Genomic DNA, 14281 nt, shown 5'->3' with positions numbered 1-14281 from the left:
CCTGTGTGTCAGTATGTCGGGGCAGTAGACAGCCCGCGATACCAGCGAACGATCTGTGCCCGCTCGGCATCTTGCATCATCATGACGTTGCCCGGCGGCATGGCATGGCTCAACCCCGCCTGCAGGTAAACCTCACGCGCATGGGCGGCGATCTGTGCGTCGGTGTCGAAGCGGACATGTTTCGGCGGCACGCGCAGGCCGGGCCAAAGCGGTTCGGCGGTGTGGCACATGGCACAGCGGCCCTGCACGATATCGCGCACCTCCTCGAACCCGGCCGCGGCGACGACTGGTTCCAGATGGGAGGGCAGGGCGGCCTCTTCGGCATAGGGGTCGCCCTTGAACATCGGTGCCGACGACAACGCCATGATCGCGGCAAAGACGATGGCCGTGGCGGCCCATGTCCAGTTCGGGCGACCCTGCCGGGCGTGCATCGTGTTGAAGTAATGTCGGATCGTCACGCCCATCAGGAACACAAGGCTTGCGATCAGCCAGTTGTATTGGCTGGCGAAGGCCAGCGGATAGTGGTTCGACAGCATCAGGAAGATCACCGGCAGCGTCAGGTAATTGTTGTGCATCGAGCGCAGCTTGGCGATCTGGCCGTATTTGGCGTCCGGCACGCGCCCGGCCTTCAGATCCGCCACCACGATCCGCTGGTTCGGCATGATGACCAGAAAGACATTGGCCACCATGATCGTGCCGGTGAAGGCTCCCAGATGCAGCAGCGCGGCGCGACCCGTGAAGACCTGCGTATAGCCCCACGCCATCACCACGATGATCGCGAACAGGATCAGCATCAGCACCGTCGGCCGTTTGCCCAGCGGGCTGCGGCACAGCAGGTCGTAACAGATCCAGCCGATGGTCAGCGACGCCGCCGACAGCCCGATCGCCTGCCACTGGGTCAGTTCCATCTTTGTGTAGTCGATCAGGAACAGGTCTGCCCCGACCCAATAGACGATGGCCAACAGGATCATCCCGGATATCCAGGTCCAGTAGGCTTCCCATTTGAACCATGTCAGATGTTCGGGCATGTGGTCGGGGGCGACTGCGTATTTCTGAATATGGTAGAAACCGCCGCCATGCACCTGCCACTCCTCGCCGAGTACGCCGTGGGGCATGTTGGGCGCTTTGGTCAGGCCGAGGTCCAGCGCGATGAAGTAAAAGGACGACCCGATCCACGCGATGCCGGTGATCAGATGCAGCCAGCGCGCGGCGAATTCCAGCCAGTCCCAGATCAGGGCCATATCGAACATGGGCGTCTCCCTCGCTTTGGCGCCAAGCTATACGCGGCCTGGGCTTTCTGATAATTCCTGATACTCCCGATCAGTTTCAAAAAGTCCCGAATAATCGCCGATGACCAACCTCAACAACATCCGCATGTTCGTCCGGGTCTACGAATTGGGCAACATGTCCGCGGCGGCGCGCGATTTGCAGGTTTCCGCGGCGGTCGCGTCCTCGCGTATCGCAGAGTTGGAAAAGCATCTGGGCATTCGCCTTTTCGTGCGCACGACGCGGTCGATTCAGCCGACCGAACAGGGCCGCATCTATTATCCCAAGGCGGTGCAGGTGATCGAGGCCGTGGACGAGGCAGAGGCCGCGGTGCACGAGGTCACGCAGAACCCGCGCGGGTCGATCTTCGTTTCGGCGCCGCTGGGGGTGGGGCGGCGGCTGATCGCGCCGAACGTCGTGCATTTTCAGGCCCTGTACCCCGAGATCCATGTGCGCCTGCGCCTGTCCGACCGGAATGTCGATTTGCGGGGGGAGGGGTTGGATGTCGGCTTCGTCCTGGGCGCATTGCCGGATTCGGGCCTCCGCGTCCGGGCGTTGGCCGATTGCCCGCGGATCCTGTGTGCGGCGCCGTCCTATATCGAACGCCGGGGCATGCCCGAAACCGGGGCCGATCTGGTCGCGCAGGGGCATGACTGCCTGCTTCTGCGCTTTCCCGGCTCGACGGAATTCCGCTGGACCTTGCGCACGCCCGAAGGCCCCCAGCGGTTCGAGGTCAAGGGCCCCTATGCCTGCGACGACGGCGATGTTCTGACGGCATGGGCGCTGGACGGGTGCGGGATCGTTCTGAAGCCTGTCTTCGACGTGGCCGGGCATCTGGCCAGCGGCGCCCTTGTGCCGGTTTGCACCGCGACCCCGCCGCCCGATGCGCAACTGGCCTGCCTGTTCCCGCACAAGCGAAATCAGGATCCGAAAAGCCGGCTGTTCATCGAGTTCATGGCCGACAGGATCAAGGCAGAATTGCGCGCGCGGCAGCGCCCAGGCTAGCACAGCCGATCCTGCCGGTGCCGGTCACCCCCGCAATCGGCACAGGCGGCGGAGCAGCCAGAGCGGCCCCGCAACACCGACCACCAGCGCACCGGCCATCACCGTCAGGCCCTGCAACAGTAGCGCCCCAATCCCCACGCACAGCAGGCCCACCGTCACGGCCCCTATGCACTTTACCCGAAAATACTGCGCCGCCGCGGCCGCCAAAAGCAGCGCGCCCGCGACCAGACCCAGAACATGGGCGCCGGATACCGCCATTGGCGGCACGCTGTCCCGCAAGAGGCCCATCGCCGGGCCGTGCGGCCCCCGGATGCCCGAGAGCACCAGAACGGCCCCCGCCACAAGGGTCAGACCGATGGTCAGGCCGGGTACACGCGGCAGCAAGGCCCTGACCACCAGCCGCCTGGCATAGGCAATACCGCCGCGATTGCGATGTGCCTCGACCACCGCCCCGGCGATGACGGCCAGAAGAAACGGCAACAGGGTATAGACCGCCCGGTAGAGGATCAGCGCCGCCAGTGCATCGGCGCGGCCGTGGGCCCCGGTCGCGGTCAGGATCGTGGCCTCGAACACGCCAAGGCCGCCGGGCGAATGGCTGAGGATGCCAAGGCTGATGGCAATCCCGAAGATCGCGAGGAACTCGACGAAATTCACCGACAGGTCAGGGGGGTACATGATATGCAGCACCATGCCCGAGGCGACCAGATCGGCCACCACCGCGCCCGTCAAACCCACCGCGGTCCGAAAGCTCGGCATCGGGATCTCTCGCCCGAACAGGCGCAGCGGAACGCCCGCGCGCCGGCCGATCAGGGCCCAGACCAGCCCGGTCAGCGCCAGCAGCGCCAGCCCGATCGCGGTCTGCAACAGGCCCGAGACCGGCAGCAGGTCTTCGATGCTGGCCGGATGCAGGCTGAGGACCCCACCATAAAGGACAAGCGCGCCAAGGCTGTAGGCGAGGCTGTTATATGCAAAAAGGCTGGCCACTTCGGTCGCCTGCACGCCGAAGGGGGCATAGGCGCGGTATCTGACCCCCACGCCGGTCACATAGGCCGCCCCCAGCAGGTTTGAGACCGCGGTTGCAGCGGCGCCGGTGGCCATCGACATGCGCAGCGGAACCTTACGGGGCGCGATGTCTTTCAGGCTCAGCACATCCATCGTGCCGATGAAGGCGAAACTGACGAGCATGGCCAGAATGCCAAGCCCCACACGCCCCGGCGGAACCTCTTGCAGGCCTTGCGTGATTTCCGAAAACTCGATCTGCCGCGTCGCGCCGTGCAGCAGCCAGATCGATATCCCGATGAAGGCCGCGGTCAGGATCAGGCGGCCTGCCCTGGACAGTACTGCACTGCGCACCATGTTCGCGCCCCAGCGTTCGTTTCCCCGCTTGGATATATGACATGTCTGCCCGAAACGTCGATGATCATGCGCGGGGAAGGGCGAGGGGCCGCACCCTTTGGCCGCCCGTGGAAACCGTATCGCGCGTCTGGGTGCGTGATGGCATGGCGACCCGCCGTTGCCATGTCCGCATGCTGACGGAACGGGCCGCAAGCAGGGCTGCGCCGGGGCCACGCCCGGTGTATGACCGCTTAAGACGGCAGGGACGACAGGACATGCAAAACAACAGGTCGAGGGGGTTGAGCATCGCGCAGTTGCGCGCGGTGGAGGCCGTGGCAAGGCTGGGCAGCTTTTCGGCCGCGGCCAAGGACCTTGCCGTGTCGCAGCCCTCGGTCTCCAACAATGTGGCGGCGCTGGAACGGATGTCGCGTGCGCTGTTGTTCAACCGCGATGGATACTCGATCCGCCCGACCGCCGCGCTTGAGGCGGTTCTGCCGCAGATCCGGGCGCTTCTGGTGCTGTACGGCGATATCGATGCGGCCTTTTCGTCGGCGCGCACGATGGCGACCGGAAGCTTGCGGATCGGATATTCCACCTATCAGCTTGCCATGCCGGTGATCGGGCGGTTCATGCAGGACTATCCCGGCATCCAGATCGAGGCGCGGTCCCTGGCCTCGGCCGATGTTCTGGCCGCCCTCGATGCCGGTCAGATCGATGTGGGGTTCATCACCGGGCGAGAGGTGCCCGGGCATCTTCGCGGAACCCTTCTGATGGACACGCCCATCGTGCTGGTCGCCCCGCCCGACCATCCGTTCGCGCGGGCGGGGCAGGCCGACTGGGGCCAGATCGCTTCTGTGCCGCTTATCACGCGCGAGAAGAGTTCAGGCACGCGACTGCTGTTCGAAGGCGCCGCGAAACTGGCGCGAATCGAGTTGAACACCGTGCTGACGCTGGGGTCATGGGGATCGATCGTGGCCATGGTGCAGGCCGGTGTGGGCCTTGGTCTGGCGCTGCGGGCGGAACTGACGGAGTCCGACGGCCTGCTGCCGGTCCGGATCGGTGACGGGCGTCTCTCCGCCGGTCATTTTCTTGTATGTCAAAGGGATATGGTCCACGTCTCAGCCGTGGAGGCGATCCTGACCTTGGCTGAAACCCTTTATGACAGCCATGTGTAGAAAGGCATTTGATAGCCAAAGGCTATAATTTCTTAATCCTTTACATCCCTGTCACAGGGGCAGGCCAACAGGCATGGGTCCTTTCGCACGACGGAGATCCCAATGACGAAAGCCCTCCTGCTGTCCGGTGCTGCCCTTGTGTTTGCGCTGCCTGCCCTGGCCGACTGCCCGGCCGTGACCGTGGCCGACATGGGCGGCCTGACGCCCGACTATCCGGAACAGTTCGAACTGGCCGAGTTCGAGGCCAAGGCCGGTTGCGATCTGGCGTTCGCGCAAAACCCGGCCATCGCCGAGATGAACGGCCGGATCGTCGGCAACGGCGCCCTGCCCGCGCTGGAGGAGCGCCTGCCCGAAGAGCCGCTTGTCGTCGCCCCGTATGAGGCCATCGGCCAGTATGGCGGCACGCTGACCGGCCTGTCGCGCGGCACCGAGTCCGGCACGTCGGACCTGCTGTCGGTCCGTCACGTCAACCTTGTGCGCTATTCCGACGACCTGCAGACCATCGTGCCGAATGTCGCGAAGTCCTGGGCGTGGAACGACGATTTCACCGAACTGACCTTCACGCTGCGCAAGGGCCACAAATGGTCCGACGGCGCCCCCTTCACCGCCGAGGATGTGGCGTTCTGGTACAACGATGTCCTGATGAACCCGGCCGTCATCGAAAAGGCCCCGGGCCGCTGGCTGTTCGACGGCAAGCCCGCAACGGTCGAGGTCCTCGACGATGTCACCGTGAAGTTCACCTTCCCGGTCGCGCAGCCGAACCTGATGAACCGCTGGGCCATCGACTATGGTCAGACCTTCCTGCCCAAGCACTTCCTTGGCAAGTATCTCGACAAGTACAACGCCGACGCTGCCGCGCTGCGCGAGAAGGACGGCTTTGCCGATGAAAGCGAAGCGGTGAACTTCTACTATGGCAATTCCGACTGGAAAGACGTGCCCTCGCCGCTGATGAAGGATGCGGAAAAGGCCACCAGCCTTGCCGCCGCGGTCATGCCGACGCTGGAATCCCACATCGTCATCGAGGAAAACACCGAAGGCCGCCACCTGGTCGCCAACCCGTATTTCCACATGGTCGACACCGCCGGCAACCAGTTGCCCTATATCAACGAGATCAACGAGGAATACGTGCCCGAGCGCGAGGTCGTGAACCTGCGCATCATGAATGGCGAGGTCACGTGGAAGCAGCAGGCGATGCAGCTCAACGACTTCCCGCTGCTGAAAGAGAACGAGGCGAAGGGCGACTATACCGTCGTGCTGGCCCCCACGCTGGGCCAGACGCCCTATTACAGCTTCAACCGCACCCATAAGGACCCGGTCCTGCGCCAGATCTTCAACGATGTCCGCTTCAGCCGGGCGATGTCGATGGGGCTCGACCGCGACGAGATCAACGAGATCGTCTATCTCGGGCAGGGCCGCCCGATGCAGACCGCGGCGACCGAATACAAGACGGTGCCGTTCCTGTCGGCCGAAGACCTGATGGACTATGTCGCCTATGACGTCGAAGCCGCCAACGCCCTGCTGGACGAGATGGGGCTGGAACGCGGCGGTGACGGTATGCGGATGCGCCCCGACGGAAAGCCGCTGGCGATCCGGATCGTCTTTGCCAGCCAGGGCACCGCGTCGCAGTTGCACGAACTGACCGCCGGCTACTGGAACGATCTGGGCGTGCAGGTCGATGTGCGCGAGGTCACCTCGGACGAATACCGCGCCGCGGCCAACGCGAACGAGGTCGACGTGCTGACCTGGAAGAACGACGGCGTGTCCGGCCCCAATATCAGCCAGGACGTCACCGACGCGATCTTCCCGGGCGATCCGTTCAACCCCAAGGGCCATGCGGACTGGGCGACGTGGATCGAGACCGACGGCGCCTCGGGCACCGAGCCGCCGGCCTATATCAAGCGCCTGTTCGCGGCCGCGGCGGAGTTCACCAAGCATCCGCTTGGGTCCGACGAAAGCAACAAGCTTGGCGCCGAGATCATGCAGATCCATCTCGACAACATGATCAAGATCGGGGTCGTGGCCGACATCCCCGAACCGATCGTCTATGCCAACGCGCTGAAGAACGTGCCGACCTTCACTGCCAAGGCCTACGACTACTACTGGACCTATCCCTACCGGCCCCAGCAGTGGTTCCTTGCCCAGTAATCGCGTGATCGCGTGACCGGCCGAGGCGTCCGCGACGGCGCCTCGGCCTCCCTCCTTCCCATCGCAAGAGACGCCCGGACATGTTGCGGTTCACGGCAGAACGCTTGGTCGGCATGATCGTCACGATGCTTCTGGTGTCGCTGATGGTCTTCATCATCATGGAACTGCCGCCGGGCGACTACGCGGACCGCTATGCCTTCCGGAAATACTCCGGCACCGGCGTGTCCGTGACCGAGGCCGATATCGAGGCGATCCGGGCCGAGCTGGGCCTCGATAAATCCATGATCTTCCGATACTTCGACTGGATTGGTAACATCGTCCTGCATGGCGATTTCGGGCAGGCCTTTGCCTTTGAAACCTCGGTGACCAAGGTCATCGGCGACAAGGCGTTCCTGACGACCGCGATCCTCTTCGGCACGCTGATTATCACCTATCTGGTCTCGATCCCCATCGGCATCTACGCCGCGGTCAAGCGTGCCTCGCTCGCCGATTACGGGCTGACGATCTTCTCTTACCTCGGGCTCGCGCTGCCGAACTTCCTGTTGGCACTCCTGATGCTCTATTTCGCGAACAAGTGGTTCGATGCCGATATCGGCGGGCTCTTCTCCTCCGACATGCGCGATGCGCCCTGGTCGCTGGCCAAGGTCTGGGATCTGATCACCCATCTGTGGCTGCCCGCCTTCGTCCTGGCATGGTCGGCGGTGGCCTACCAGTTGCAGACGGTGCGGGCGACCATGTCGGACGAGTTGAACAAGCTGTCGGTCACCGCGGCGCGGGCCCGCGGCGTGCCCGAGATGAAACTGTTGGTCAAATACCCCGCCCGGCTGGCCATCAACCCGGTGGTGTCGACGATCGGCTTTGACGTGAACCGGATCTTTTCCGAACTGCCCATCGTCGCGGTGGTCCTCGGCCTGACCGAATTGGGAGAGCTTCTGCTGCGCGCCTATCTGGACCTCGACATGTATGTGGCCGGTGCGATCCTGCTGATGCTGACCTTCATGATCGTGTTCATGAACTTCCTGTCCGACATCCTGCTGGCGTGGCTCGACCCGCGCATCAAGCTGGGGGGCTGACGCGATGACCGACACCACGAAACCGGACCCCGACGAGGCGCAGCGCCTGCGCTATTACTCCGCCTCGCAATGGACGCTGATCTGGTGGCGCTTTCGCCGGCACCGCGCCGCGATGGTGGCCGCGACCGTTCTGGGCCTGATGGCGCTGATGGGCCTGTTTGCGGAGGTCGTGGCGCCCTATGGCACCACCAGCCGCAATGCCAGCTATATCGACGGCCCACCGCAGGTGCCGATGTTCTGCGACCATCAGGGATGTTCGCTGCGCCCCTTCATCCACGGCGTGCGGACAGAGCGCGACCCGGTGACCCTGCGCAAGAAGACCGTGCCCGACCCCGAGACGCGGGTCTATGTCAGCTTCTTCGCGAAGGGGGAGAAGGTGGACTTGCTGGGGGCGATCCCGACCGACCGGCACCTGTTCGGCCTCGATGATGCGAAGGCGCGGCTACATCTGTGGGGCACGGACGAGTTGGGCCGCGACGTCTTTTCCCGCACGATCTACGCCACGCGCACCTCGCTTTCCATCGGGGTGTTGGGGGTCCTGATCTCTTTCGTGCTGGCGCTGATCATCGGGGGCATCGCGGGGTATGCGGGCGGGCGGGTGGACGCCGCGATCCAACGGGTGACGGAGGTCGTGCGGGTGATCCCGATCATCCCGCTTTACATGGGGCTGGCCGCCGCCATGCCCAAGGAATGGTCGACCACGCAGGTCTATTTCGCGATGACGCTGATCCTGGGCCTGTTCGGCTGGCCGACGCTGGCGCGACGCATACGCTCCCAGCTTCTGTCGATCCGGAACGAGGATTACGTGGTCGCCGCGCGGTTGGCGGGTGCGCGCCCCTCGCGCATCATCTCGCAGCATATGCTGCCAAGCTTCACCAGTTTCATCATCGTCGATCTGGTGATCAGCTTCCCCTACATGATCCTGTCCGAAACCGCGCTGTCCTTCGTGGGCCTTGGCCTGCGCCCGCCGACCGTCAGTTGGGGCGTGATGCTGCAGCAGGCGCAATCGGTCCGGGTGATCGAGCAGACGCCGTGGCTGTTCATCCCAGCCGTGTTCGTGGTGGTTGCGGTGCTGGCCTTCACCGTGATCGGCGACGGCTTGCGCGATGCCGCCGACCCCTACAGCGATGCGAGGTGAGGCGATGGACGATCTTCTGAGGGTCGAGAACCTGACCATCTCCTTCCGCACGGATGAGGGGCTGATCACGCCGGTGCAGGATGTCAGCTTTGCCGTGCAAAAGGGGCGCACGCTGGGTCTGGTGGGTGAAAGCGGTTCGGGCAAGTCGGTGTCGACCAAGGCGGTGATGCGGCTTCTGCCCGGCAACGCGGTGATCGCGCCGGAAGGGCGGATGGCCTATACCGCCAAGGACGGGCAGGTGATCGAGGTCGAGAAACTGAACCCGACCTCCCGCGCCCTGCGCCGGTTGCGCGGGGGGGAGATCGGAATGATCTTTCAGGAACCGATGGCGAGTTTCAGCCCGGTCTACACCGTCGGCAACCAGATGGTGGAGGCGATCCGCCTGCACCGCGAAAAGAATGCGCGCAAGGCCCGGCAGATCGCCATCGAGATGCTGGAACGCGTGGGCCTGTCCGAACCCGCCACCCGCGTGGATCAGTACCCGCACGAGATGTCGGGCGGCATGCGACAGCGGGCGATGATCGCACTTGCCCTGTCGGCGGGTCCTGCGCTGCTGATCGCCGACGAACCGACCACCGCGCTGGACGTGACCATTCAGGCGCAGGTGCTGGACCTGATGCGCGAGTTGCAGCGCGATCTGGGGATGGGCATGATCTTCATCACCCATGATCTGGGCGTGATCGCGCAGATCGCGGACGAGGTCGCGGTGATGTATCTGGGCACCATTGTCGAACGCGGCCCCACGCGCGCGGTCATCCGCGACCCCAAGCATCCCTATACCCAGGGGCTGTTGGCCGCGATCCCCAGCCTCGACCGGCTGAACGACCGGATGTCCCCGGTGCCGGGCGACATCCCCAGCCCGACGGAACGCCCGCGCGGCTGTGCCTTTCACACCCGATGTGCGCAGGCGATGGCCGGGCTTTGCGACGTACAGACCCCCCGCGAGATCAGCCCCGAACCCGGCCGGGCCGTCCGCTGCTGGCTGCACGACGAAAAGGGAAGGTCCGCGGCATGACGAATACGCTTATCGAGGTGAAAAACCTCTCGGTCCGCTTCCCCGTGAAGAAGCGCAGGCTCTTCCGGACAGAGGTGCAGGAACTGGCCGCGGTGGACGATGTCAGCTTTGACATCAAGCAGGGCGAAACCGTTGGGCTGGTGGGCGAGTCCGGTTCGGGCAAGACGACGGTGGGCCGCGCCATCCTGCGCGCCATCGACCCCAGTGAGGGCGAGGTGATCTTTCACACCCACAACGCGGATGTCGACGTCGCCCATACCGAGGGCGAGGACCTGCGCCGCTTCCGCACCCATATGAACATGATCTTCGCCGAAGGCCCGGTGCATCTGTCATCCATGGCGCAGGATCGGTTACGGCTTTTCCGGTCCCGGATGAGCCTTGTCTTTCAGGACCCGTATTCCAGCCTGAACCCCCGGATGACCGTGCGCGACATCATCGCCGAACCGCTTGTCGCCTCTGGCATGATGAAGAACCGCGAAGAAATCGATGCCCGCGTGCGCGAGATCGCAGGCCGCTGCAAGCTGAACATCGAACATCTGCGCCGTTTTCCCCACGCATTTTCCGGTGGGCAGCGGCAGCGGATCTGTATCGCCCGCGCGCTGGTCTCTCGCCCCGATTTCGTGGTCTGCGACGAAAGCGTCTCGGCGCTGGACGTGTCGATCCAGGCGGAGATCGTGAACCTTCTGAAGGACCTTCAGGAAGAAATGGGGGTGGCGTTCCTGTTCATCGCCCATGATCTGTCGGTGGTCGCGCAGATGAGCCACCGGGTGGCGGTGATGTATGTCGGCAAGTTCGTGGAATATGCCCCGACGGAGCAACTCTTTTTCGCGCCGCGGCACCCGTACACCCATGCGCTGCTGTCGGCGATCCCGCAGGCCGATCCCGATGCCGGTTTCGAACCGATCAAGCTGACCGGCGAAATCCCCAATCCGTTGGACGCACCGTCGGGCTGCCGGTTCCGCACCCGCTGCCCCCATGCCCGGCCCGACTGTGCGTCCCGCGCGCCGGAGTGGCGGGAAATCGCGCCCGATCATTTCGTCGCCTGCCATTTCGCCGAAGAATTCGATTTCAGCCGCCCGCAGGCGCGGGCCGCGGAATAAGAAGGGGTCCGTATATGACGCCGATCAGTCCTTTGCCCGCCCCGCGTCTGGGCGAGCCCTATCTTCTGACCCCGGGGCCGCTGACCACGTCCTATGAGGTGAAGTCCGCCATGCTGCGCGACTGGGGCAGCTGGGACGCCGATTTCCGCGCGCTGACGGCCGGGATGCGCGCGGGCCTCGTCGACCTTCTTGGGCCGGGCAAGGACGACTATGACTGCGTGCCGATGCAGGGCAGTGGCAGTTTCGCGGTCGAGGCGATGCTGGGCAGCTTCATCCCTCGGGGCGGCAAGGCGCTGGTTCTGGCCAATGGCGCCTACGGGCAACGGGCGGCAGAGACGCTGCGCTATCTGCATCGCGATCACGTGGTGCTGGACAAGGGCGACTACCTGCCGCCGCGGGGCGACGAGGTGGCGCAGATGCTTGCCGCCGATCCGGCGATCACCCATGTCGTCGCGATCCATTGCGAAACGTCCTCGGGCATCCTTAACCCGATCGGGGAAATTTCGGATGCCGTGGCAGCGGCTGGCCGGGTGCTGCTGATCGACTCCATGTCGGCCTTCGGTGCCGTGCCCGTGTCGCCCGAACATCTGATTTTCGACGCGATGGTGTCCTCCGCCAACAAGTGCATCGAGGGCGTGCCGGGGTTTGGCTTTGTCCTCGCACGGAAGACGGCACTGGCGGCGGCCAAGGGCAACGCGCATTCGCTGGCGCTCGATCTCCACGCGCAATGGGCGCATATGGAAAAGACCAGCCAGTGGCGGTTCACGCCCCCGACCCACGCGGTTGCCGCCTTTGTCGAGGCGCTGAAAGCGCACAAGGCCGAAGGCGGCGTCGCGGGGCGGGGTGCGCGCTATGCTGAAAACCGGGACGTGCTGGTGGCGGGCATGCGCGAGCTGGGGTTCGAGACGCTGCTGGACGACCGCTGGCTTTCGCCGATCATCGTCACCTTCTTCTGCCCGGCGGACCCGGCCTTTGCCTTCCCAGCCTTCTATGATGCGATGAAGGCGCGGGGGTTCATTCTCTACCCCGGCAAGCTGACCGTGGCCGAGAGTTTCCGCATCGGCTGCATCGGGCAGATGGACGCCGCCGTGATGCGGGCCGTCGTGGCGGCGGCGGGCGAAGTTCTGAAAGACATGGGCGTGACAAGCGCCGCGCCGCCGCCCCAGGCACTGGCCGAACGGGCCCGGCTGGCGAATTGAGGGAGGACGACATGACCAAGTTCAAGGCCGCGGTGTTCGACTGGGCCGGCACCACCATCGATTTCGGGTCTTTCGCGCCGATGGGGGCCTTCGTGAAGGCCTTTGCCGAATTCGGGATCGAGGCGACGATCGAACAGGCCCGCGCCCCGATGGGCAGCGCGAAATGGGATCATATCCACGCGATGATGGAGATGCCCGCCATCGCCCAGCAATGGGCCGCGAAATACGGCGCGCCGCCGTCCGATGCCGATGTCGACAAGGTCTACAAGGTGTTCGTGCCGATGAACGAAGACGTGGTGGCCGACTATGCCACGCTGGTGCCCGGCACGCTGGAAATGGTGCAGAACCTGCGGGCCCGCGGCATGAAGATCGGCTCCACCACCGGCTATACCCGCTCGATCATGGAACGCGTGCTGCCCAAGGCCGCCGCGCAGGGGTATGCGCCCGATAACCTCATCTGTTCCGACGATCTGCCGGAGGGGCGGCCTGGGCCGCTGGGCATGTATAAGTGCTTTGTCGATCTGGTGGTCCATCCGCCGCAAGCGGTGCTCAAGGTCGACGACACCGCCCCCGGGATTGCCGAGGGCGTGGCAGCGGGCTGCGTCACGGTTGGCGTGGCGCTGTCGGGCAATGCCGTGGGCAAGACCCCCGAAGAGCTTGCCGCGATGGACCCGGCCGCGGTCGACGCGCTGCGCCAGAAGGCCACCGATATGCTCCGCGCTGCCGGGGCCCATCATGTGATTGATACAGTTGCCGATTTGCCCAGTCTGATTGACCGTCTCGAACAATCCTGATCCTGCCATTTCGACCGGAGATCCTTGAAATGCAGCTTTCCGCCTTTGCCAAGCCCGGCCGCTTTTTCCGGGGCAACCTGCACACGCATTCAAACCTGTCCGACGGGGTGCTCGACCCGGTCGAGGTCTGCCGCCGCTACAAGGCCGAAGGCTATGATTTCATTTCCCTGACCGATCATTTCGTTGGCCAGTATGGCTATCCCATCGCCGACACGGTGCCCTTCCGGGACGACGCCTTCACAACGATCCTGGGGGCGGAACTGCATTCGGGGCGGATGGAAAACGGCGAGATCTGGCATATCCTTGCGGTGGGCCTGCCGGCCGATTTCCCCCCGCCGGCCGCGTCCTCCTTCGAACCGGTGGAAGCGCAGGAAACCGGCCCCGAACTGGCCGAACGTGCCCGAGAGGCCGGGGCCTTCGTCGCCATCGCGCACCCGCACTGGTCCGGCCTGACGCAGGAGGATGCCCGGAGTCTTGATGCCGCCCACGCGGTGGAGGCCTACAACCACGGCTGCGCCACCGGATGCGACCGGGGCGAAGGGTTCCACACGCTTGACCTTTTGCTGTCGGAAGGGCGGAACCTGACCCTTGTCGCGACGGACGATGCCCATTTCAGCGAACCCGATCATTTCGGCGGTTGGGTCATGGTCAAGGCGGAACAGAACGATCCCGACGCGTTGCTGGAGGCATTGAAAGAGGGCGCTTTCTACTCCTCCCAAGGGCCCGAATTGCGCAACGTGATGCTGGATGGCGACAGGGTGGTGGTCGAATGCTCGGCGGTCACGTCTGTCATCCTGCAAGGGCACGGATCGGCCGCAAAGGCGATCCATGGCGAAAGCCTGACGCGCGCCGAACTGCCATTGGGCCGTTTCAAGGACAGCCCCTGGTTGCGCGTGACCGTGATCGACCGGGCCGGGCGTCGGGCGTGGAGCAATCCGTTCCCGGCGGCAAAGTGACGTTGACCCGCCGGTCGCCAACGGGCAGCCCGACCCTGCCAAGCGACCGCAAACCCAGAACGGAACCAGGAAAGATATCC

General features: G+C 64.6%; 12 protein-coding genes. 10 read left to right on the top strand and 2 right to left on the bottom strand.

Annotated features, from left to right (window positions below; genetic code table 11):
- Nucleotides 1-8 precede the first annotated feature (8 nt).
- A complete protein-coding gene (locus RGUI_RS02730) occupies nucleotides 9-1250 on the bottom strand; it encodes a urate hydroxylase PuuD (protein WP_081531647.1) in 1242 nt (413 codons plus the stop codon).
- Between the two features lie 100 nt (nucleotides 1251-1350).
- Here RGUI_RS02730 and RGUI_RS02725 point away from each other — a divergent pair, with 100 nt between their 5' ends.
- Complete coding sequence (locus RGUI_RS02725) at nucleotides 1351-2271, top strand: LysR family transcriptional regulator (protein ID WP_081531646.1); 921 nt, start codon at nucleotides 1351-1353, stop codon at nucleotides 2269-2271.
- A 24-nt stretch (nucleotides 2272-2295) separates the two neighbouring features.
- Here the strand turns inward: RGUI_RS02725 and RGUI_RS02720 are convergent, their stop codons facing one another.
- Nucleotides 2296-3627, bottom strand: coding sequence for a lysylphosphatidylglycerol synthase domain-containing protein (locus RGUI_RS02720; RefSeq protein WP_081531645.1), 1332 nt, complete (start codon nucleotides 3625-3627; stop codon nucleotides 2296-2298).
- A 254-nt stretch (nucleotides 3628-3881) separates the two neighbouring features.
- Between RGUI_RS02720 and RGUI_RS02715 the strand changes: the two genes are divergently transcribed.
- The 9 genes from RGUI_RS02715 (at nucleotide 3882) to RGUI_RS02675 (ending at nucleotide 14201) form a co-directional block, all read left to right on the top strand.
- Nucleotides 3882-4781 (top strand): LysR family transcriptional regulator, encoded by a 900-nt coding sequence (locus tag RGUI_RS02715; protein WP_081531644.1) that lies wholly within the window; start codon nucleotides 3882-3884, stop codon nucleotides 4779-4781.
- A gap of 102 nt (nucleotides 4782-4883) precedes the next feature.
- Nucleotides 4884-6926 carry an ABC transporter substrate-binding protein gene (locus RGUI_RS02710; RefSeq protein WP_081531643.1) on the top strand — a complete coding sequence of 681 codons (2043 nt, stop codon included), beginning with the start codon at nucleotides 4884-4886 and terminating at the stop codon, nucleotides 6924-6926.
- 80 nt (nucleotides 6927-7006) lie between these two features.
- A complete protein-coding gene (locus RGUI_RS02705) occupies nucleotides 7007-7999 on the top strand; it encodes an ABC transporter permease (protein WP_216640093.1) in 993 nt (330 codons plus the stop codon).
- Nucleotides 8000-8003: 4 nt separating this feature from the next.
- Complete coding sequence (locus tag RGUI_RS02700; RefSeq protein ID WP_081531642.1) at nucleotides 8004-9137, top strand: ABC transporter permease; 1134 nt, start codon at nucleotides 8004-8006, stop codon at nucleotides 9135-9137.
- Between the two features lie 4 nt (nucleotides 9138-9141).
- Nucleotides 9142-10152 carry an ABC transporter ATP-binding protein gene (locus tag RGUI_RS02695; RefSeq protein WP_081531641.1) on the top strand — a complete coding sequence of 337 codons (1011 nt, stop codon included), beginning with the start codon at nucleotides 9142-9144 and terminating at the stop codon, nucleotides 10150-10152.
- Nucleotides 10149-11252 (top strand): ABC transporter ATP-binding protein, encoded by a 1104-nt coding sequence (locus tag RGUI_RS02690; RefSeq protein ID WP_081531640.1) that lies wholly within the window; start codon nucleotides 10149-10151, stop codon nucleotides 11250-11252. The genes RGUI_RS02695 and RGUI_RS02690 overlap by 4 nt, the downstream gene beginning before the upstream one ends.
- Nucleotides 11253-11266: 14 nt before the next feature.
- Nucleotides 11267-12451: a 2-aminoethylphosphonate--pyruvate transaminase gene (locus tag RGUI_RS02685; protein WP_081531639.1), complete on the top strand. Its 1185-nt coding sequence runs from the start codon at nucleotides 11267-11269 to the stop codon at nucleotides 12449-12451.
- Between the two features lie 11 nt (nucleotides 12452-12462).
- Nucleotides 12463-13245: a phosphonoacetaldehyde hydrolase gene (gene phnX / locus RGUI_RS02680; protein ID WP_081531638.1), complete on the top strand. Its 783-nt coding sequence runs from the start codon at nucleotides 12463-12465 to the stop codon at nucleotides 13243-13245.
- 29 nt (nucleotides 13246-13274) lie between these two features.
- The gene (locus RGUI_RS02675) at nucleotides 13275-14201 is read left to right on the top strand and encodes a PHP domain-containing protein (protein ID WP_081531637.1); all 927 of its coding nucleotides are present in this window, start codon (nucleotides 13275-13277) and stop codon (nucleotides 14199-14201) included.
- Nucleotides 14202-14281: the final 80 nt, after the last annotated feature.

This window comes from Rhodovulum sp. P5 (assembly GCF_002079305.1).
Classification (GTDB): domain Bacteria; phylum Pseudomonadota; class Alphaproteobacteria; order Rhodobacterales; family Rhodobacteraceae; genus Rhodovulum.
This window is presented reverse-complemented; position numbering and strand designations above follow the sequence as displayed.

Excerpts from the sequence above, each read along its gene's own strand:
- RGUI_RS02730 (WP_081531647.1), bottom strand. The coding sequence starts at position 1,250 with ATGTTCGATATGGCCCTGATCTGGGACTGGCTGGAATTCGCCGCGCGC.
- RGUI_RS02725 (WP_081531646.1), top strand. The coding sequence starts at position 1,351 with ATGACCAACCTCAACAACATCCGCATGTTCGTCCGGGTCTACGAATTG.
- RGUI_RS02720 (WP_081531645.1), bottom strand. The coding sequence starts at position 3,627 with ATGGTGCGCAGTGCAGTACTGTCCAGGGCAGGCCGCCTGATCCTGACC.
- RGUI_RS02715 (WP_081531644.1), top strand. The coding sequence starts at position 3,882 with ATGCAAAACAACAGGTCGAGGGGGTTGAGCATCGCGCAGTTGCGCGCG.
- RGUI_RS02710 (WP_081531643.1), top strand. The coding sequence starts at position 4,884 with ATGACGAAAGCCCTCCTGCTGTCCGGTGCTGCCCTTGTGTTTGCGCTG.
- RGUI_RS02705 (WP_216640093.1), top strand. The coding sequence starts at position 7,007 with ATGTTGCGGTTCACGGCAGAACGCTTGGTCGGCATGATCGTCACGATG.
- RGUI_RS02700 (WP_081531642.1), top strand. The coding sequence starts at position 8,004 with ATGACCGACACCACGAAACCGGACCCCGACGAGGCGCAGCGCCTGCGC.
- RGUI_RS02695 (WP_081531641.1), top strand. The coding sequence starts at position 9,142 with ATGGACGATCTTCTGAGGGTCGAGAACCTGACCATCTCCTTCCGCACG.
- RGUI_RS02690 (WP_081531640.1), top strand. The coding sequence starts at position 10,149 with ATGACGAATACGCTTATCGAGGTGAAAAACCTCTCGGTCCGCTTCCCC.
- RGUI_RS02685 (WP_081531639.1), top strand. The coding sequence starts at position 11,267 with ATGACGCCGATCAGTCCTTTGCCCGCCCCGCGTCTGGGCGAGCCCTAT.
- phnX (WP_081531638.1), top strand. The coding sequence starts at position 12,463 with ATGACCAAGTTCAAGGCCGCGGTGTTCGACTGGGCCGGCACCACCATC.
- RGUI_RS02675 (WP_081531637.1), top strand. The coding sequence starts at position 13,275 with ATGCAGCTTTCCGCCTTTGCCAAGCCCGGCCGCTTTTTCCGGGGCAAC.